This window comes from Enterobacter cloacae complex sp. 397G4, assembly GCF_050031515.1.
In the GTDB taxonomy this organism is placed as follows: domain Bacteria; phylum Pseudomonadota; class Gammaproteobacteria; order Enterobacterales; family Enterobacteriaceae; genus Enterobacter; species Enterobacter hormaechei_C.
In genome coordinates this window covers 3171459-3190717 of sequence record NZ_JBLGWE010000001.1, presented here as the reverse complement: position 1 = coordinate 3190717, position 19259 = coordinate 3171459, and the positions used below count along the sequence as shown (strand labels likewise).

Below are 19259 nucleotides of genomic sequence, written 5' to 3'. Positions count from 1 at the left end.
ATGAGTGCGTTAAATAAAAAAAGTTTTCTCACTTATCTGAAAGAAGGCGGTATTTACGTTGTTCTTTTAGTCTTGCTGGCGATTATTATTTTCCAGGACCCTACGTTCTTAAGTCTGCTGAACTTGAGTAACATTCTGACCCAGTCTTCCGTACGTATTATTATCGCGCTTGGCGTGGCGGGGCTTATCGTTACCCAAGGGACTGACCTTTCGGCAGGGCGCCAGGTGGGTCTGGCGGCGGTCATTGCGGCAACCCTGTTGCAGTCGATGGAAAACGCCAACAAGGTGTTCCCGGAGATGGCGACCATGCCGATTTTCGTGGTGATCCTGATCGTGTGCGCCATCGGCGCGGTAATTGGCCTGATTAACGGCATCATCATTGCTTACCTGAACGTGACGCCATTCATCACCACGCTTGGCACGATGATCATCGTTTATGGTATCAACTCCCTGTACTACGATTTCGTCGGCGCGTCTCCAATCTCTGGCTTCGACAGCGGCTTCTCGACCTTCACGCAGGGGTTTGTTGCGCTGGGCAGCTTCCGTCTCTCCTACATCACCTTCTATGCGCTGATTGCGGTGGCGTTCGTCTGGATCCTGTGGAACAAAACCCGCTTCGGTAAAAACATCTTTGCTATCGGCGGTAACCCTGAAGCGGCGAAAGTGTCCGGGGTCAACGTGGCTCTGAACCTGCTGATGATTTACGCCCTGTCCGGGGTCTTCTACGCCTTCGGCGGGATGCTGGAAGCGGGCCGTATCGGCTCTGCAACCAACAACCTCGGCTTTATGTACGAACTGGATGCGATTGCAGCCTGCGTGGTTGGCGGCGTCTCCTTCAGCGGCGGCGTGGGGACCGTGCTGGGCGTGGTGACCGGTGTGATCATCTTCACCGTTATCAACTACGGCCTGACCTACATCGGCGTGAACCCCTACTGGCAGTACATCATCAAGGGCGCCATCATCATCTTCGCGGTTGCGCTGGATTCACTGAAGTACGCGCGTAAGAAGTAAGATCTTCAGAATGAAAAGGCCCGCTCACGTAGCGGGCCTTTTTTTGCCTGGTGGCGCGACGCTCACCGGGCCTACAAAATCGCGATCGTAGGTCGGGTAAGGCGAAGCCGCCACCCGACAAAAGTTATTACTTCTTCTGAATTTCCAGCAACTGCTCTGGCGTTACCGCCGGGTAACCCTGTGCATTCTCCGGCACTTCGTGCATCGTTGGGATCGGCACCAGCGGGCCTAAAAAGCGCGGTTCACGTTTGAATAAGTACAGGTCAGCCAGCGCGCCAAAACGAGCGCCAAACTCACGTACGCGCACGCTCAGCATATCCTTTGGCGATGGCACCGCATAACACTGCGCCTGAATGCCCATATGCAGGGCGATAAACAGCGCCCGCTCGCAGTGGAAACGCTGGGTAATGATGATGAAATCATTGGTGTCGAACACCTTGCGGGTACGCACGATGGAATCAAGCGTGCGGAATCCGGCGTAGTCGAGCACGATATCGGCCGGGTCGACGCCTGCGGCAATCAGATCTTTGCGCATCGTCACCGGCTCGTTATAGCTTTGCAGCGCGTTATCGCCGCTCAGCAGCAGATAGTTCACCTTGCCGCTGTTATAGGCGTTCAGCGCGCCCTGAATACGATACCGGTAATACTGATTTATGACGCCAGTGCGGTAATACTTGGCGGTGCCAAGCACCACACCAACCTGACGGTAGGGGAGATCCTGTAGGTCATCAAAAATGTAGGGGGCTGTTTTCCAGCTCATCCAGCGGTCGAGACCCAGCACGATCAACAGCAGTATGCCGACCAGGACAGACAGGCTGTAAAACACGCGCTTTAACATGCAGATGGCTCGTACCGATGATGAAATTTCCCTCAGGCTACTGTACCCGCCTGGTTAGCGCAAGAAACAGCGATTCAACTGAGGGGTTTTTCGTCAGACTGGCGGGCAACTCTGCCCGCCAAACAGATTATGCCAGCAGCACGCGGTCGATGGTTGAACAGCCCAGCGCTTTCAGCGTGGCTGCGGTCGCGTCCCACTGGATCAGCGGCGCATCGGCCTTTTCAGCCAGGATTGCGCGCTGAATATCCGGGTAGTCATACCCGTTCAGGCTAAGCAGGTTCAGGGCACCCTGGAGCGGAGGCAGCGTCGGGTTAAATGCGGCGTTCTCTGCATAGCTGCCGGTGAAGATGCTGCCGTCGCGGCACTGAAGGGCGACGCCGCTTGGAGATTTGCTGTATGGCGTGTGGCTTTTATTGGCGGCGGCAATGGCCGCTTCGCTCAGCTCATCTCCCGAGAGCGCATAACCGTGGTCCTGCTCGTCCATCAGCAGGGTTTTGATCTCAAGATCTTTCGGGCCGAAAGCATCCGGCAGGTAATCACCCAGCGTATGCGGTGCGCGTCCCGGCAGGTTGATACGCAGTTCAAGACCGCTGTTCAGCTCATTCATAAACTGGCGGCAGTGGCCGCAAGGGGTATAGTTGACGGTGATGGCGCGCAGGGCTTTTTCGCCGCGCAGCCAGGCGTGACTGATGGCGCTCTGCTCCGCGTGGACGGTTTGCTGCATGGTCGCACCGATGAACTCCATGTTTCCGCCGAAGTACCAGGTTCCGCTCACGCCGCGCGCAATTGCGCCTACGTTAAAATGGGAAAGGTCAGCGCGGGCGCAGGCAGCCGCCAGGGGCAGCAGGGCGAAAGCCAGCGCGTCTTCGTCCAGCCCCGTTGCCTGTTTAAGGGCCGTGACCTGATCTGCCGTCAGCAGGGCGGGGAAATGCGCATCCGCCAGAACCGGAGCCAGGGCTGATTGCAAATTCTCTGCAAGCTGAGAGAAAGCAGCTTGAAAACGTGGATGCATGACGTTGCCTCATCAAGGTTAATGGATCGGTAGTGTACGGAGCCGTACGGCCTTTATATGTGATCCAAATCTCATTATGTGTGCAACTTATGAAATGAAAATGAAATTTGCGCGACGCATCGCAAATTTTAGCCCATGACTGCCAGAATAATCGGGAAGATAAACGGCGCGACCAGGGAAGTGATAATCCCGCAGATCACCAGCGCCAGCGAGCTGAATGCCCCTTCCTGATAATCCAGTTCCGCGCAGCGTGCGGTGCCCAGCGCGTGCGAGGCGGTACCCATCGCCAGACCGCGTGCCGCTTTGGTCCGAATTTTCATGATATTCAGCAGCGTATGACCAAACACCGCGCCCAGGATACCGACGAAAATCACGCACACGGCGCTGATGGCCGGAATGCCCCCGATGCTGCCGCCCACGGCCATGGCAATCGGTGTGGTGACGGATTTAGGCAGGATAGAGGCGGCGATCTGCGGCGACGCGCCCATCAATAAGGCCACCGAGGTACCGGTGATCATCGCAACAAGGCTACCCACAAAGCAGATGGTAATGATGGATTTCCAGCGCGCGCGGATCTGATGCAGTTGCTCATATAAAGGAAACGCCAGCGCCACCACGGCAGGCTGCAACAAATCGTTGAGGATCTTGCTCCCGGCGAAGTAACGCTCGTAAGGAATGCCGGTGAGCAGCAGAAAAGGAATAATCACCACCATGGCGACCAGCAGCGGGTTGAGCAACGGCATTTTGAAACGCACCGCAAGCTTACGCGCAGCAAAGAACACCACCAGGGTTAACGGCAGGGACCACCAGATATTCGCCATCATTTTTTTGTTCTCTCCCCGACGACCTTGCGTTCGCCATGCACAATGTGTGAACTCCAGCTGACGACCAGGAATACCACCAGCGTACTGATGGCGCAGGAGACCACAATCGGGCCGAACTGCGCTTTAAGCACATCGTAATACTGCATCACCCCAACGCCGATAGGCACAAAAAGCAGGGCCATATAGCGAATGAGAACGAAGCACCCCGGATTAACCCATTTCGCGGGCAGCACCTGTAATGCCAGTAGCACAAACAGGATCAGCATGCCGATAATGCTGCCGGGTATCGTAATCGGCAGCAGCGAAGCGATAAAAATACCGGCGTACAGGCAGGCATAAATCAGGACGAAGGCGCGAAGGTATTGCCAGATAGTATTCAGTGATTTGCTCATGGTGAAAGTCCTTGCTGAGACGTATTCATCATACAATTAAACCTGAAAATGTGCCACGGATCACATCATGAATTTTGGGCATACCAGACATTCCGCAATGGAACGCCGGGCTTTCAACATACATAGAGAGCAGCTACTATAGCGCGTCTTTTTTCACAGGTACTCAGAATGCGTGTTTTACTGGCCCCGATGGAAGGTGTGCTCGACTCTCTCGTGCGCGAGCTGCTTACCGAGGTGAACGATTACGATCTCTGCGTGACGGAGTTTCTGCGCGTGGTCGATATGTTGCTGCCAGAAAAATCATTTTATCGTCTCTGCCCGGAACTGCATCGTCAGAGCCGCACTCCGTCCGGTACGCTGGTGCGCGTCCAGCTGCTCGGCCAGTATCCTGAGTGGCTGGCTGAAAACGCCGCCCGCGCGGTAGCGCTTGGTTCGTACGGCGTCGATCTTAACTGCGGCTGTCCGTCAAAGCTGGTCAACGGCAGCGGCGGGGGGGCGACGCTACTTAAAGATCCGGAGCTGATTTATCGCGGCGCAAAGGCCATGCGTGAGGCGGTGCCATCGCACCTGCCGGTGACGGTCAAAGTGCGTCTGGGATGGGACAGCGACGACAAGCAGTTTGAAATTGCTGACGCGGTGCAGCAGGCGGGCGCCACCGAGCTGGTGGTGCACGGGCGAACCAAAGAGGATGGTTATAAAGCCGAGCGCATTAACTGGCAGGCGATTGGCGAGATCCGCAAACGGCTTACGATCCCGGTGATTGCCAACGGCGAAATCTGGGATTACGAGAGCGCGCAGGCCTGCCTCAAAGAGACCGGCTGTAATGCCGTGATGATTGGCCGCGGTGCGCTGAACGTGCCGAACCTCAGCCGGGTGGTGAAATATAATGAGCCGCGGATGCCGTGGGCGGATGTGGTGAAACTACTGCAAAAATACACGCGGCTGGAAAAGCAAGGCGATACCGGCTTGTATCACGTCGCGCGCATTAAGCAGTGGCTGAGTTATTTGCGTAAAGAGTACGACGACGCGCTGGGATTATTTCAGGAGATTCGTACGCTACAGACGTCTGCGGATATTGCCCGAGTGATCCAGTCAAAATCCTGAGCGAAGTGTGAAGAGCTTGCCCGGCGCGGAGCCGGGCAGCAGAATCAGAAAATCATCTTGAATACGCCGGTTACCACCAGCAGCCCTATCAGAAATATAATCAAAATAACCCACAATAATATTTTCATTCGCCTCTCCTGCGTATGTCTGTCGAAGTAAGTGTAGCAGCCAATTCATAATTAGCATGAATACATGAAATTAAATCATTGTCTTGGAGAATAAATTTCCGGATATGAAAATGTATAACAATATGCGGATTGCCACGCGTTACTAAAAAACGGAACGTCAGTAAGCGTAAGTTGCGCCTTTATTTTTTTGAGTTCATGGCGTAATGAAACGTTCTCTTACTTTATCTCTGAGTGCTCCTCTTGTTTTTATGCTGGCCGCCTGCGCGCCGGAACATGCCACGGTGTCTCCAGTAAAAACGCAAGCCGCCGCCGCATCTGTAAATACCCAACTGCGTCATGCCGACTGGCCAAAAAGCGAATGGTGGAAAGACTTTAACGACCCCCAGCTCAACGCGCTGATCGACAAAGCGCTGGAGGATGCGGCGGATATGCAAATTGCCCGTCAGCGTATCACCCTGGCGGAAGCACAGGCGAAAGCCGCTGTCGCTGCTGAGGGTCCACAGCTGGATTTTTCCGCAGATGTTGAACGGCAAAAAATGTCGGCAGAGGGGCTGATGGGGCCATTTGCGCTGACCGACCCGGCGGCGGGGACAACCGGCCCCTGGTACACCAACGGCACCTTTGGTCTGACGGCGGGTTGGGATCTGGATTTATGGGGTAAAAACCGCGCCCAAATTGAGGCCCGCATCGGTCAGGTGAATGCGCAAAAAGCGGAGCTGGAGCAGACCCGCCAGCTGCTCGCCAGCAGCGTCGCGCGGCTGTACTGGGACTGGCAGACCGAGGCCGCGGTGGGTGACGTACTCGCGCAAATCAAACGGGAGCAGGAAAATATCATCGGTGCCGATCGCGAGCTTTATCAGCACGGCATTACCTCCTCGGTGGAAGGCGTTGAAACGGATATTAATGCCAGCAAAACCGATGAGCAGCTCGCTGACGTGCACGGCAAAATGAAGGTCATTGAGGCGCGTCTGAATGCGTTGACCCATACCCCTTCAGTCACGCTCGCCCGGCATGCCTTACCTGATGCAGAGGCGTCGCTGCCGTCAACGCTCGGTTATGAACTGCTGGCTCGGCGCCCGGATTTGCAGGAGGCCCACTGGTATATCGAAGCATCCATGAGCGAAGTGGATGCCGCCAGAGCCGCGTTCTACCCTGACATCAATTTGATGGCATTCTTGCAGCAGGATGCATTGCACCTGAGTGACCTGTTCCGCTCATCTGCGCAGCAAATGGGCGTAACCGCCGGGCTGACGCTGCCAATTTTTGACAGCGGTCGGTTGAATGCGAACCTGGATATCGCCCAGGCGCAAAACAACCTCTCCGTGGCGAACTACAACAAGGCCGTGGTAGATGCCGTAAACCAGGTTGCCCGGACGGCCAGCGAAGTGGAAACGCTGACCGCCAAAAATCAGCACCAGCAGCAGATCGAAAAAGATGCGGCGCGCGTCGTTGCGCTGGCACAGGCGCGTTTCAGCGCCGGGATCATTGCCGGCTCCCGAGTGAGTGAAGCAAAAATTCCGGCGCTCAAAGAGCGTATTACCGGGTTCATGCTGAAAGGTCAGTACGTGGATGCCACGCTCCAGCTCACCTCCGCGCTGGGTGGCGGATATCATCACGGCTAACATTGCGCATTATCTATACTTACCTCTTTGCAGATTATCAGGAGGTGAGTATGACGCGAGTCGCAATTGTTACCGCATCGGATTCAGGAATTGGAAAAACGACGGCCCTGATGCTGGCCGAACGCGGGTTTGATGTCGGAGTAACCTGGCATTCAGATGAGAAAGGGGCGCTGGCAACCTGCCGTGAAATTGAAGCGCGCGGGCAGCGTGCCGAGGCCATTCATCTCGACTTAAGCAATTTGCCGGAAGGCGCAAAGGCCATTGAAACCCTGATTACGCGTTTCGGGCGGCTGGATGTGCTGGTTAACAATGCCGGGGCGATGAATAAAGCGCCATTTCTGGACCTGTCGTTTGACGACTGGCGGCACATATTCACCGTTGACGTGGACGGCGCGTTTCTCTGCTCGCAAATCGCGGCGCGTCAGATGGTGAAGCAGGGGGAAGGGGGGCGGATCGTGAATATCACCTCGGTGCATGAACATACGCCATTGCCGGACGCCAGCGCCTATACGGCGGCCAAACATGCGCTGGGCGGGTTAACAAAGTCGATGGCGCTGGAGTTGGTTAAACATAAGATTCTGGTGAACGCCGTTGCGCCCGGAGCGATCGCCACGCCGATGAATGATATGGACGACAGCGAAGTGAAAGAAGGCGCAATGCCGGAAATCCCGCTGGCACGGCCAGGGCATACCAAAGAAATTGCCAGCCTGGTGGCGTGGCTGTGTGACAGCGACGCCAGCTACACCACCGGGCAGTCGTTTATCGTCGACGGCGGTTTTATGCTGGCGAATCCGCAGTTTAAGCCGGAGGGATAGGTTCCCCTCACCCTAACCCTCTCCCTGTGGGAGAGGGAACTAAAAACCCCCTCTCCCTGTGGGAGAGGGCCGGGGTGAGGGCATCAGGCCGCACTCACTCCTGATCCCGCCTCTTCTCTCTGTGCCGCATCCACAGCCGTACCACAATCACCACTGCAACAACCAGGATCAACCAGGCCCAGTGTTTAAGATGCTGATCGAGATTATGCAGCCACGGACCTATTACTTCGCCACCCACGTAGCCAAGCGTGGTGAAAATCAGCGCCCAGGCAATCGCCCCGAGAATGTTCAGCGGCAGGAAGATTTTCGGCGGTAAGCGGCTCGCGCCAATCAGTATTGGCCCGATGATGCGAAAGCCGTACATAAAGCGGGTACCAATCACAAACAGCCAGGGACGTCGCTGGATAAGCCGCTGAGCACGGCGAATTTTCTTTTGATGCTTAGCAAAACGTTGCAAAAGCGTTGGGCCAAAGCGCAGCCCCAGAAAGTAGAGCAGCTGATCGCCAATCATACCGCCCAACGCGACGGCGGCGACCACCAGCGAGAATTTCAGCAATCCCTGATGTGCGGCCACCCCGCCCAGCAGCGTGATGGTTTCGCCTTCCGCGACGCTGCCGATCACCAGCGCGGCGTATCCATATTGTTCAATAAGACCGTTGATATCCATTACGTAAACGTCATCTCCCTTACTGTGCCTGCGTTAATCATATACCCCATCCATCAACCGCGCGGCAATCAACGGAAATTTCCCACTGTACATAAAATAATCTAAAGCCTGCATTATACTTAAGCTATCGCTGACGGGCCGACAACAAGGGGGCGTTATGAACCATGTCTGGGGACTTTTCTCCCATCCCGATCGTGAAATGCAGGTGATCCGTAACGAGAACGAAACGGTCGCGCATCACTATACCCACCATGTCCTGCTGATGGCAGCGGTGCCGGTGGTCTGCGCGTTTATTGGTACTACGCAGATAGGCTGGAACTTTGGTGACGGCACCGTGGTTCAGCTTTCCTGGTTTACCGGACTGTACCTGGCCATTCTGTTTTATGGCCTGATGCTGGCCGGGGTGGCGGTGATGGGGCGGGTCATCCACTGGATGGCGCGCAACTATCCGCAGCGCCCGTCGCTGGCACACTGTATGGTCTTCGCCGGATACGTCGCGACCCCGCTGTTTTTAAGCGGTATTGTCGCGCTCTATCCACTGGTCTGGCTGTGCGCGCTGATCGGTACGGTTGCCCTCTTTTACACCGGTTATCTGCTGTATGTAGGGGTGCCAACCTTCCTCAATATCAATAAAGAAGAGGGCCTGAGCTTCTCCAGCTCTACGCTTGCCATCGGCGTACTGGTCCTTGAGGCGCTACTGGCCCTGACAGTTATTCTTTGGGGTTATGGATACCGTCTCTTTTAAGTTCCCTGCATTGCTGGCGTAAATGCCAGCAATGCAGCATCTGGTTATGATTCTCCGCTGGCGACAACGCACGGTGACCGCTATGATGCCGAAGCCAGCCTGTGTTTATCCGTTGACACAGGCGGTGTACGTCATAACGTGCGTGAATCATTATCAGAAGTCTCATCATGCTGAAATTTCGAGTGTCACTCCTTAGTCTTGCGCTGCTGCTGGGCGTCTCCGCTACCGCGCCAGCCATCGCCAAAACGACCGCAGTCGCCACCGCTGCTGCGCAACCCCAGATTGCGTCCGGCAGCGCGATGATCGTTGACCTGAATACCAACAAGGTGATCTACGCCAGTCATCCGGATCTGGTGCGCCCGATCGCTTCCATAACCAAAGTCATGACCGCGATGGTGGTGCTTGATGCACGACTGCCGCTGGACGAAAAGCTGAAGGTGGATATCAGCCACACGCCAGAGATGAAAGGGATCTACTCTCGCGTGCGTCTGAACAGTGAAATCAGCCGTAAAAATATGCTGCTGCTGGCGCTGATGTCCTCTGAGAACCGCGCGGCGGCGAGCCTTGCCCACCATTATCCTGGTGGTTACGACGCGTTTATCCGCGCGATGAACGCCAAAGCCAAAGCGCTGGGGATGAAAAATACCCATTTCGTAGAGCCAACCGGTCTGTCGATTCATAACGTCTCGACGGCGCGTGATTTAACCAAGCTGCTGATCGCCAGTAAGCAATACCCGCTGATCGGTCAGCTCAGTACCACGCGTGAGGAGATGGCGACATTCTCGAACCCGGCGTATACGCTGCCGTTCCGCAACACTAACCATCTGGTGTATCGCGATAACTGGAATATTCAGTTAACCAAGACCGGATTCACTAATGCGGCAGGGCACTGCCTGGTGATGCGCACCGTGTTTAACGGTAAGCCAGTGGCGCTGGTGGTGATGGATGCCTTCGGCAAATATACCCACTTTGCGGACGCCAGCCGCCTGCGCACCTGGATTGAAACCGGGAAAGTGCAGCCGGTGCCGGCTTCAGCGCTGGCGTATAAAAAGCAGAAAGCGGAACAGATGGCGACGGCGCAGAACGACTGAGCCGCCTGTCTGTGCCGGGTGGCGGCTTCGCCTTACCCGGCCTACGGCCCTAAAGCGGCCCCGATACGTAGGCCCGGTAAGCGAAGCGCCACCGGGCGAAAGCGCCTACTCCGGCAGCGTCCAGTCACCATCGTTGAGTGGACGCTGCATGATCAACGTATCCCGCCAGTCCCCCTTCTTATACCCCACGCTGCGCAGTTGACCGACAACCTCGAAGCCATGTTTTTTATGCAGCCGTAACGATCCCGCATTATTGTTTCCGTCACCAACCACGGCAATCATCTGCCGCCAGGGTCCTTGTTCACAACGGGCGATCAGTGCCTGGAGTAAGGCCGAGCCAAACCCGCGCCCGGTAGTGCTGGCATCCACATAGATGGATTCCTCAAGGGTGTACCGGTAGGCCTGGCGTGGACGATAAAACGTGGCGTAGCAGTAGCCGACAACAATGCCGCGATACATCGCAACCAGCCACGGTAAACCGCTGTCGGTCACGCTCTTCATCCGCTGACGCATCTCATCGACGGTGGGAGGAACTTCCTCGAAGGACGCACGGCCATGAAGCACATGCCAGGCGTATATCGCCGAGATGGCATGCGCATCGTCAGGAAGGGCGTCGCGCACCTCGATTTCAGTTTCGGGGAAAATTTCTACAGCCGACATGTTCTGCCCGCTCCTTGTTTGGAAAGCCAGAGAAACGTTTCTCTGGCAACAGGCAGATACTCTAGTACGTTTGAGGAGGGCTTAACAATCTCTTAAATTTGGCTATAAGAGTTCATCAGAGGCTTGCGTATTGTGTTCCTCTGTTTCGGCACTCTCTTTCCAGTATTTCTTCCGCGTTGTCTTACCAATGCCCGGGTTCATACTGTTTGTAGGGTCATTTTTGCGATAAAACTGTTTAAGCGTCTCCGGCGCTTTGTACAGGTGTCCTACGTTGTGCTCGGCAGGATATTGCGCGCCACGCTCGTGCAGCAGCGCCAGCATCTGTTCTTTCAGCGCGTGTGCATCAACCCCTTTTTTGACGATGTAATCCTGATGGAAGACATAGCACATAAAGTGGCCGTAATAGAGCTTATGCACCAGCTTGCTGTCGATCTCCGGCGGCAGATGTTCAAACCACTCGGTATCGTTGCGACGCAGGGCGATATCCAGCGCCAGAATATCCTCCACCTCTTCGGAATGCACCGCCTGATAACGGATGGCAGCACCCGCCGCGGCGAAGCGGTGCAGAAAGGCTTTGCTGCCTTCTTCCGGCGTACAGGCAAAGAAATCCCCGTCGGCGGTTTTGAAGAATTCGGTGAGCCAGCTCTGCGCTTCGGCAATTCCGTCCCCGGCCATTTTCAGCAGCAGATGGTGCTCATACTTGTCGCGCCAGGTCTTCATCCGCTCCGGTAAATGCGCCGGGAAGACGTTACCCAGCTTCTGCATAAAGCGGTCGGTGAAGTGCGGTTTGAACAACGATACTTTCTCCAGCATCGCGTCGGTGCGGCCCTTCATAGTGAAGAAGAACGGCATTTTGTCGGTGCCGAGTTTGTCGATCATCAGGAAGGTGTCTTTCCCGTAGCGCTCGGCGATGTCGTAAATGTCCCGGTGCATATACTCGCCCGCCACCGGCAGGTGAGTGAACTCGGCCAGAATATGACGACGGATCTCCGTCAGCACCTCCGGCTGATTGGTGCCGATGTAAAACACCTGCTGCTTTTTCTCTGCCGGGAAGGTATCGAGGCGCACCGCAAAAACGGCCAGCTTGCCCGCGCAGCCGGAGGATTCAAACAGGCGATCCGGATCGGCGTTATAGCGCGCCGGCGTATCGGCATTGATATCGCGCACGCGGGTGATGTAATCGTGGTCATGCGCGTGACGGCCATCGTGCTGAACGTCTTCGTCCTTCACGCGGTCATCGTCGAGTTTGCTGAGGATCTGTTCAGGCGTTACGCCCAGATCGATCCCCAGATGGTTAACCAGCGTCAGCTTGCCGTTTTCATCGATACGGGCGAACAGCGACATTTCCGTGTAAGCCGGGCCGCGCTGCACCAGCGAGCCGCCGGAGTTATTGCAGATCCCGCCGATCACCGAGGCGCCAATGCACGATGAGCCGATCACCGAGTGCGGTTCGCGTCCCAGCGGCTTAAGCGCTTTTTCCAGCGAGTAAAGCGTGGTGCCGGGGAAGGCGAGCACCTGTTCGCCCTTGTCCAGCAGGTGCAGTTTGTCGAGGCGCAGGGTGCTGATAATCACGATGTCACGATCGTAATCGTTGCCGTTCGGCGTGGAGCCTTCGGTCAGGCCGGTATTCGCAGCCTGCATTAAAATAATCTTGTCTGCCGCAACGCAGGCGCTGAGCACGCGCCACAGTTCGAGCAACGTACCGGGGAAGACTACCGCCAGCGCGTCGCCCTGGCCGGAGCGAAAGCCCTTCCGATAGCGGGCGGTTTTGGCCGGGTCGGTAAGCAGGTGAGAGTGACCAACCAGGCGAGACAGTTCGTTAATAAATGTAGTGTTATCGTCAGTTCGAACAGAAGACATCTTCCACTCCTTGTGGTGGGGCAAATTTCTCGCTGTAAAGCATAGCGCGATTAGCCGTTGAGCGGTCGGGTATTCATGAGAAAAATCAGAGAATAACCCTGCAAGGTTTTCAGGCTTTATGGCACACTGCGCTTTTCGCACGGTCTGGCCGGGTGCTTCCCGCGGTTATTGATGAGAGAGAATAACAACATGAAATGGCTATGTTCTGTAGGTGTTGCCGTCAGCCTGGCGCTGCAACCTGCGCTGGCAGAGGATTTGTTTGGTAATCACCCGCTCACGCCCGAAGCCCGCGACGCCTTTGTCACGGATTTACTCAAAAAGATGACGGTCGATGAGAAAATCGGCCAGCTGCGCCTGATCAGCGTCGGTCCGGATAACCCGAAAGAAGCCATTCGCGAGATGATCAAAGACGGGCAGGTAGGGGCCATTTTTAACACCGTTACCCGCCAGGATATCCGCAAGATGCAGGATCAGGTGATGGAGCTGAGCCGCCTGAAAATTCCACTGTTCTTCGCTTATGACGTGGTGCACGGCCAGCGTACCGTCTTCCCGATTAGCCTCGGCTTAGCCTCCTCTTTTAATCTTGATGCGGTGAAAACCGTCGGGCGCGTTTCGGCATATGAAGCCGCAGACGACGGCCTGAATATGACCTGGGCGCCGATGGTTGACGTCTCCCGCGATCCGCGCTGGGGCCGCGCTTCGGAGGGCTTCGGTGAAGACACGTATTTAACCGCCACGATGGGCAAAACCATGGTGGAAGCGATGCAGGGCAAAAGCCCGGCAGATCGTTACTCGGTGATGACCAGCGTCAAGCACTTCGCCGCCTATGGCGCGGTGGAGGGCGGTAAAGAGTACAACACCGTCGACATGAGCCCACAGCGCCTGTTCAACGACTACATGCCGCCATACAAGGCAGGGCTGGACGCGGGCAGCGGGGCGGTGATGGTAGCGCTGAACTCTCTCAACGGCACGCCTGCCACCTCCGATTCGTGGCTGCTGAAAGACGTGTTGCGCGACCAGTGGGGCTTTAAGGGCATTACCGTCTCTGACCACGGCGCGATTAAAGAGCTGATTAAACACGGCACGGCGTCCGATCCGGAAGACGCGGTACGCGTGGCGCTCAAGTCCGGCATCAACATGAGCATGAGCGACGAGTATTACAGCAAATACCTGCCGGGGCTGGTGAAGAGCGGCAAAGTGACGATGGCAGAGCTGGACGACGCCGCTCGCCACGTGCTGAACGTGAAATATGACATGGGGCTGTTTAACGATCCTTACAGCCATCTGGGGCCGAAGGATTCAGACCCGGCGGACACTAACGCCGAAAGCCGTCTGCACCGTAAGGAAGCCCGGGAAGTAGCGCGCGAAAGCCTGGTGCTGCTGAAAAACCGTCTCGACACGCTGCCGCTGAAAAAATCCGGCACCATTGCCGTGGTTGGTCCGCTGGCCGACAGCAAGCGCGACGTCATGGGCAGCTGGTCCGCCGCAGGCGTGGCGGATCAGTCCGTTACCGTGCTGACCGGCATTAAGAGCGCCGTGGGTGATAATGCAAAAGTGGTTTACGCCAAAGGCGCGAACGTCACCAACGATAAAGACATCGTGACCTTCCTCAACCAGTACGAGGAAGCGGTGAAGGTGGATCCGCGCACGCCTAAAGAGATGATCGACGAAGCGGTGAACGCCGCGAAGCAGTCCGACGTGGTGGTCGCGGTGGTGGGTGAAGCGCAGGGGATGGCGCACGAAGCCTCCAGCCGTACCGACATTACCATCCCGCAAAGCCAGCGCGATCTGATCGCGGCCCTGAAAGCCACCGGCAAGCCGCTGGTGCTGGTGCTGATGAACGGGCGTCCGCTGGCGCTAGTGAAAGAAGACCAGCAGGCTGACGCCATTCTGGAAACCTGGTTCGCCGGTACCGAAGGCGGTAACGCCATTGCCGACATGCTGTTTGGCGATTACAACCCGTCCGGCAAGCTGCCGATGTCCTTCCCGCGCTCCGTCGGGCAGATCCCGGTTTACTACAGCCACCTGAACACCGGTCGTCCGTATAACGCCGACAAGCCGAACAAGTACACGTCTCGTTATTTCGATGAGGCGAACGGCCCGCTGTATCCGTTTGGCTATGGCCTGAGCTACACCACCTTCAAGGTCTCTGACGTGAAAATGTCAGCGCCTACGATGAAGCATGACGGCAAAGTGACCGCCAGCGTGGAGGTGACCAACAGCGGCAAACGCGAAGGCGCGACGGTGATCCAGATGTACATTCAGGATGTCACGGCCTCCATGAGCCGTCCGGTGAAACAGCTGCGCGGCTTCGAGAAGGTCAACCTGAAACCGGGCGAAACCAGAACGGTCAGCTTCCCGATTGACGTGAATGCGCTGAAGTTCTGGAACCAGCAGATGAAATACGATGCCGAGCCTGGCAAATTCAACGTCTTCATTGGCGTGGATTCCGCCCGCGTGAACAAAGCCGAATTCGAGCTGCAATAATCTTACCTTCCTCCCCATCCCCCGCCTGGCGGGGGATGCCTCTCATCTTGTACGAAAAACGGTTAAATTCGCTGTTTTAAGCTACGCTTTTGTCTCAAGCCTATGAAAAAGGCCACAAAATAATGAGGAAAGCAGAATGACGATTATTAAGGGGATAACAGGATCGGCGGTGCTTCTGGCGGCGCTAAGCCTGCCGCTACAGGCCGCAGAGCCGGTTAAGGTGGGTTCCAAAATTGATACCGAGGGCGCGTTGCTCGGCAATATCATTTTGCAGGTACTCGAAAGCCACGGCGTGAAAACGGTCAATAAAGTACAGCTTGGCACCACACCTGTCGTACGCGGTGCCATCACGTCCGGCGAGCTGGATATCTACCCGGAATACACCGGCAACGGGGCATTCTTCTTCAAGGATGAAAACGATCCGGCCTGGAAAAATGCCAAAGCCGGGTACGAAAAAGTCAAAAAGCTGGACGCGGAAAAAAATAAGCTGGTCTGGCTTACGCCGGCACCGGCCAACAACACCTGGACCATCGCGGTGCGTAAAGATATTGCCGAGAAAGGCAAGCTCACCTCGCTTGACGATCTCAGCCGCTACCTGAAAGAGAAGGGCGAGTTTAAGCTCGCGGCCTCGGCAGAGTTTATCGAGCGCGCTGATGCCCTGCCAGCGTTTGAAAAAGCCTATGATTTCAAGCTCGATCAGTCCCAGCTGCTCTCGCTGGCGGGCGGCGACACGGCGGTGACCATTAAGGCGGCGGCGCAGCAAACCTCCGGCGTCAACGCGGCGATGGCCTACGGCACCGACGGCCCGGTCGCGGCGCTTGGTCTGCAAACCCTGACCGACCCGAAAGGCGTTCAGCCCATTTACGCCCCAACCCCGGTCGTGCGCGAGGCGGTGCTGAAAGCCTACCCGGATATTGCGGAATGGCTCAAACCGGTGTTTGAAAAACTGGATGCGAAAACGCTGCAACAGCTGAATGCCAGCATTGCCGTTGAGGGGCTGGATGCCAAAAAGGTGGCTACCGCCTTCCTGAAACAACAAGGGCTTGTGAAGTAACGGGACAAGGCTGTGCCAATAAAATGTCATAACCGCGTCCTGCTGCTGTTGGCCTGTGTGGCCATTGCGGCGGTCGCGTTACCCTTTGTAAATGTCGCGCCAAACCGTCTGGTGTCGGGCGAACCGCGCGCGCTCTGGCAGATCTGGTCATTTACGCCGCTACTGCTGGGCGCGGCGCTGGCGAGTACTGTAGCCTTAGCCTTCTGGCCAGGGCGAGCCGCCCTTTGGCTGACGCTTCTGCTCAGCGAAGCACTGTTTATCGTGCTGTTCTGGAGCGCGGGACAGGCGGCAACGCAGATGGCCTCGGTTGAAAGCCCGCTGGCGCGCACGTCGATTGGCAGCGGGCTGTGGCTGTGGCTGGCACTTTGTCTGCTGGTCTGTAGCGATGCCATTCGCCGTCTCACACCGCTACCCGTCTGGCGCTGGCTGCTGAACGCGCAATTCTGGGTCATCCCTCTGCTGATCCTCTTCAGCGGCGATCTGAATCAACTCTCGCTGTTAAAAGAGTACGCCAACCGCCAGGAGGTATTTGACAACGCGCTGGCGCAACATCTGACGATCCTGTTCGGGACGCTGATCCCGGCGTTGCTGCTGGGCGTGCCGCTGGGCATCGGGTGCTACCGGCATCCCAGCCGCCAGGGTGCCGTCTTTACCGTGCTCAACGTTATTCAGACCATCCCCTTCGTTGCGCTGTTTGGCCTGCTGATTGCCCCCCTGGCCGGTCTGGTGAAATCCTTCCCTGCGTTGGCCGCGGCAGGCATTGCCGGAACCGGGCTGACGCCTGCCCTTATCGCCCTTGTGCTGTATGCGCTGCTGCCGCTGGTGCGCGGCGTGGTGGCGGGGTTAAGCCAGGTTCCGCCTGACGTGCTGGAAAGCGCCCATGCGATGGGGATGAGTGCGCGCCAGTGTTTCTGGAAAATACAGCTGCCGCTTGCGCTTCCGCTGCTGGTTCGCAGCCTGCGGGTGGTGACGGTGCAAACCGTGGGGATGGCGGTGATTGCCGCGCTGATCGGGGCGGGCGGCTTTGGGGCACTGGTGTTCCAGGGGCTGCTGAGCAGCGCGCTGGATCTGGTGCTGCTGGGTGTTGTGCCCACGATTGCGCTGGCGGTCGTACTGGATGCATTGTTTGCCCTGTGGCTCGCGCTGCTCAGGAGAAGAGCCAATGATTGAATTTCATGATGTGAGTAAAACCTTTGCGGGCCGTCCGGCGGCAAGCCACCTCAATCTGCATTTTGCCGAGGGGGCGTTCTCGGTATTGATCGGGACGTCGGGGTCGGGAAAATCGACGACGCTGAAGATGATCAACCGGCTGGTGGAACATGACAGCGGGACGATTCGCTTTGCCGGAGAGGAGATCCGCAGCCTGCCGGTGCTGGAACTGCGGCGGCGTATGGGCTACGCCATTCAGTCCATCGGCCTGTTTCCCCACTGGACGGTGGCCCAGAACATTGCCACCGTGCTACAACTGGAAAAATGGTCCCGGGGGAAGATCAATGAGCGTGTCGACGAGCTGATGGCGCTGCTGGGCCTGGACGCGTCGCTTCGCGACCGCTATCCGCACCAGCTTTCCGGCGGACAGCAGCAGCGGGTCGGGGTGGCGCGCGCGCTGGCCGCTAACCCGCAGTTGCTGCTGATGGATGAGCCCTTCGGCGCGCTGGATCCGGTCACCCGCGGCGCACTTCAGGCGGAGATGAGTCGCATCCACCGTATTCTAGGGCGCACCATCGTGCTGGTGACGCATGATATCGACGAAGCGCTGCGGCTGGCCGATCGTCTGATACTGATGGATCACGGCGAAGTCGTCCAGCAGGGTACGCCGCTTGAGCTGTTAACCTCGCCGGCGAATGATTTTGTGCGTGAATTTTTTGGCCGCAGCGAGCTGGGCGTCAGGCTGCTCTCGCTGCGCACCGTCAGGGACTATCTGCGTCCGCACGATGCGCAAATCGTTGGTGAACCGCTGCACGATGGGATGAGCCTGCGCGATGCCCTGTCGGCGTTTGTCGCCCGGCAGTGCGAGGTGTTACCCGTTGCGGACGGGCAGGGGACGCCATGTGGGACGATCCATTTTCGCGATCTGCTGGCGGGGGAGGTGACGCGTGAAGTGGGTCCGTGATCCGTTACTCTGGCTGACAGGGCTGTTTATCGCCTTACTCTACCTGATGCCGCACAGCGCGGCGCTGTTTAATGCGCTTATTCCCGGGCTGCCGCGCCCGGTGTACCAGCAGGAGAGCTTTGTTAATCTCACCCTGGCGCACTTCTGGCTGGTGGCGGTGTCAAGCGTGATTGCCATCGTGCTGGGCACAGGCGCCGGGATTGCGGTGACGAGACCCGCGGGCAGGGAGTTTCGTCCGCTGGTGGAGACCATCGCCGCAACGGGGCAGACCTTCCCGCCGGTGGCCGTGCTGGCGATTGCCGTGCCGGCGATCGGTTTTGGGCAGGAGCCTGCCATCATTGCGCTGATTTTGTACGGCGTGTTGCCCATTCTGCAAGGGACGCTGGCGGGGATTGCGGCGGTGCCTGCATCGGTGCTGAGCGTAGCGGAAGGGATGGGGATGAGCGCCTGGCAGCGGCTGGTGAAGGTCGAACTGCCGCTGGCCGCACCGGTGATTATCGCCGGCGTGCGAACGTCCGTGATTATCAACATTGGTACGGCAACCATCGCTTCGACGGTCGGAGCCAATACGCTGGGAACGCCGATCATTATCGGGTTAAGCGGGTTTAATACGGCTTACATTATTCAGGGGGCGGTTCTGGTTGCGCTGGCGGCGATTGTGGTGGATCGCCTGTTTGAACGCCTGGCCGGATACCTCAGCCAACACCGCCGCGAACAATAAATGAATAACCTGCAAGCATAACGCCACCGATACCGCTGATGGCCATCAGTGCAAAGAGGGTAATTACGGCCAGTTTCGTTGCCTTCATCATGTGCTCCTGTTGTTAACGGAACAA

19 protein-coding genes are annotated in these 19259 nt (G+C 57.1%); 11 read left to right on the top strand and 8 right to left on the bottom strand.

From position 1 onward, the window contains the following. The gene (gene mglC / locus ACQG1Y_RS15325) at positions 1–1011 is read left to right on the top strand and encodes a galactose/methyl galactoside ABC transporter permease MglC (RefSeq protein WP_003859318.1); all 1011 of its coding nucleotides are present in this window, start codon (positions 1–3) and stop codon (positions 1009–1011) included. Positions 1012–1138: 127 nt separating this feature from the next. On the opposite strand, the gene sanA is transcribed toward mglC, so the two are convergent. The 4 genes from sanA to ACQG1Y_RS15305 form a co-directional block, all read right to left on the bottom strand. Beyond that, positions 1139–1849 carry an outer membrane permeability protein SanA gene (gene sanA / locus ACQG1Y_RS15320; RefSeq protein WP_017383381.1) on the bottom strand — a complete coding sequence of 237 codons (711 nt, stop codon included), beginning with the start codon at positions 1847–1849 and terminating at the stop codon, positions 1139–1141. Between the two features lie 127 nt (positions 1850–1976). Then, positions 1977–2861: a cytidine deaminase gene (gene cdd, locus ACQG1Y_RS15315; protein WP_047057229.1), complete on the bottom strand. Its 885-nt coding sequence runs from the start codon at positions 2859–2861 to the stop codon at positions 1977–1979. Between the two features lie 128 nt (positions 2862–2989). Further along, entirely contained in the window at positions 2990–3685 is a 696-nt protein-coding gene (locus tag ACQG1Y_RS15310; RefSeq protein ID WP_015572322.1) for a CidB/LrgB family autolysis modulator, read from the bottom strand. After that, a complete protein-coding gene (locus tag ACQG1Y_RS15305; protein ID WP_032671768.1) occupies positions 3682–4077 on the bottom strand; it encodes a CidA/LrgA family protein in 396 nt (131 codons plus the stop codon). The genes ACQG1Y_RS15310 and ACQG1Y_RS15305 overlap by 4 nt, the downstream gene beginning before the upstream one ends. A gap of 168 nt (positions 4078–4245) precedes the next feature. Between ACQG1Y_RS15305 and dusC the strand changes: the two genes are divergently transcribed. The 3 genes from dusC (at position 4246) to ACQG1Y_RS15290 (ending at position 7746) form a co-directional block, all read left to right on the top strand. Further along, complete coding sequence (gene dusC / locus ACQG1Y_RS15300) at positions 4246–5181, top strand: tRNA dihydrouridine(16) synthase DusC (RefSeq protein ID WP_015572323.1); 936 nt, start codon at positions 4246–4248, stop codon at positions 5179–5181. A gap of 331 nt (positions 5182–5512) precedes the next feature. Beyond that, positions 5513–6931 carry a multidrug resistance outer membrane protein MdtQ gene (gene mdtQ, locus ACQG1Y_RS15295; protein ID WP_203453006.1) on the top strand — a complete coding sequence of 473 codons (1419 nt, stop codon included), beginning with the start codon at positions 5513–5515 and terminating at the stop codon, positions 6929–6931. Between the two features lie 50 nt (positions 6932–6981). After that, positions 6982–7746: an SDR family oxidoreductase gene (locus ACQG1Y_RS15290; protein ID WP_072203318.1), complete on the top strand. Its 765-nt coding sequence runs from the start codon at positions 6982–6984 to the stop codon at positions 7744–7746. 94 nt (positions 7747–7840) lie between these two features. Here the strand turns inward: ACQG1Y_RS15290 and ACQG1Y_RS15285 are convergent, their stop codons facing one another. Then, positions 7841–8413, bottom strand: coding sequence for a DedA family protein (locus ACQG1Y_RS15285; protein ID WP_032669483.1), 573 nt, complete (start codon positions 8411–8413; stop codon positions 7841–7843). Between the two features lie 157 nt (positions 8414–8570). On the opposite strand from ACQG1Y_RS15285, the gene ACQG1Y_RS15280 reads away from it, so the two are divergent. Both ACQG1Y_RS15280 and pbpG read left to right on the top strand, forming a co-directional pair. Beyond that, complete coding sequence (locus ACQG1Y_RS15280; protein ID WP_003859296.1) at positions 8571–9158, top strand: Yip1 family protein; 588 nt, start codon at positions 8571–8573, stop codon at positions 9156–9158. A 167-nt stretch (positions 9159–9325) separates the two neighbouring features. Continuing rightward, entirely contained in the window at positions 9326–10249 is a 924-nt protein-coding gene (pbpG, locus tag ACQG1Y_RS15275) for a D-alanyl-D-alanine endopeptidase (protein ID WP_015572329.1), read from the top strand. A gap of 105 nt (positions 10250–10354) precedes the next feature. On the opposite strand, the gene ACQG1Y_RS15270 is transcribed toward pbpG, so the two are convergent. Together ACQG1Y_RS15270 and dld are read right to left on the bottom strand one after the other, a co-directional pair. Continuing rightward, the gene (locus ACQG1Y_RS15270) at positions 10355–10909 is read right to left on the bottom strand and encodes an N-acetyltransferase family protein (protein ID WP_368740637.1); all 555 of its coding nucleotides are present in this window, start codon (positions 10907–10909) and stop codon (positions 10355–10357) included. A 102-nt stretch (positions 10910–11011) separates the two neighbouring features. Next, positions 11012–12769: a D-lactate dehydrogenase gene (gene dld, locus ACQG1Y_RS15265; RefSeq protein ID WP_015572331.1), complete on the bottom strand. Its 1758-nt coding sequence runs from the start codon at positions 12767–12769 to the stop codon at positions 11012–11014. 189 nt (positions 12770–12958) lie between these two features. On the opposite strand from dld, the gene bglX reads away from it, so the two are divergent. The 5 genes from bglX (at position 12959) to ACQG1Y_RS15240 (ending at position 19144) form a co-directional block, all read left to right on the top strand. Next, complete coding sequence (bglX, locus tag ACQG1Y_RS15260) at positions 12959–15256, top strand: beta-glucosidase BglX (protein ID WP_368740638.1); 2298 nt, start codon at positions 12959–12961, stop codon at positions 15254–15256. Positions 15257–15392: 136 nt separating this feature from the next. Further along, entirely contained in the window at positions 15393–16310 is a 918-nt protein-coding gene (gene osmF / locus ACQG1Y_RS15255) for a glycine betaine ABC transporter substrate-binding protein OsmF (RefSeq protein ID WP_368740639.1), read from the top strand. Positions 16311–16322: 12 nt separating this feature from the next. Further along, positions 16323–17480 carry an ABC transporter permease gene (locus ACQG1Y_RS15250; protein ID WP_368740640.1) on the top strand — a complete coding sequence of 386 codons (1158 nt, stop codon included), beginning with the start codon at positions 16323–16325 and terminating at the stop codon, positions 17478–17480. Continuing rightward, positions 17473–18423, top strand: coding sequence for an ABC transporter ATP-binding protein (locus ACQG1Y_RS15245; RefSeq protein ID WP_193547874.1), 951 nt, complete (start codon positions 17473–17475; stop codon positions 18421–18423). The genes ACQG1Y_RS15250 and ACQG1Y_RS15245 overlap by 8 nt, the downstream gene beginning before the upstream one ends. Further along, the gene (locus ACQG1Y_RS15240; protein WP_017383373.1) at positions 18407–19144 is read left to right on the top strand and encodes an ABC transporter permease; all 738 of its coding nucleotides are present in this window, start codon (positions 18407–18409) and stop codon (positions 19142–19144) included. Before ACQG1Y_RS15245 ends, ACQG1Y_RS15240 begins: the two co-directional genes overlap by 17 nt. Here ACQG1Y_RS15240 and ACQG1Y_RS15235 read toward each other — a convergent pair. After that, entirely contained in the window at positions 19119–19232 is a 114-nt protein-coding gene (locus tag ACQG1Y_RS15235) for a protein YohO (protein ID WP_017383372.1), read from the bottom strand. The genes ACQG1Y_RS15240 and ACQG1Y_RS15235 overlap by 26 nt on opposite strands. Positions 19233–19259: the final 27 nt, after the last annotated feature.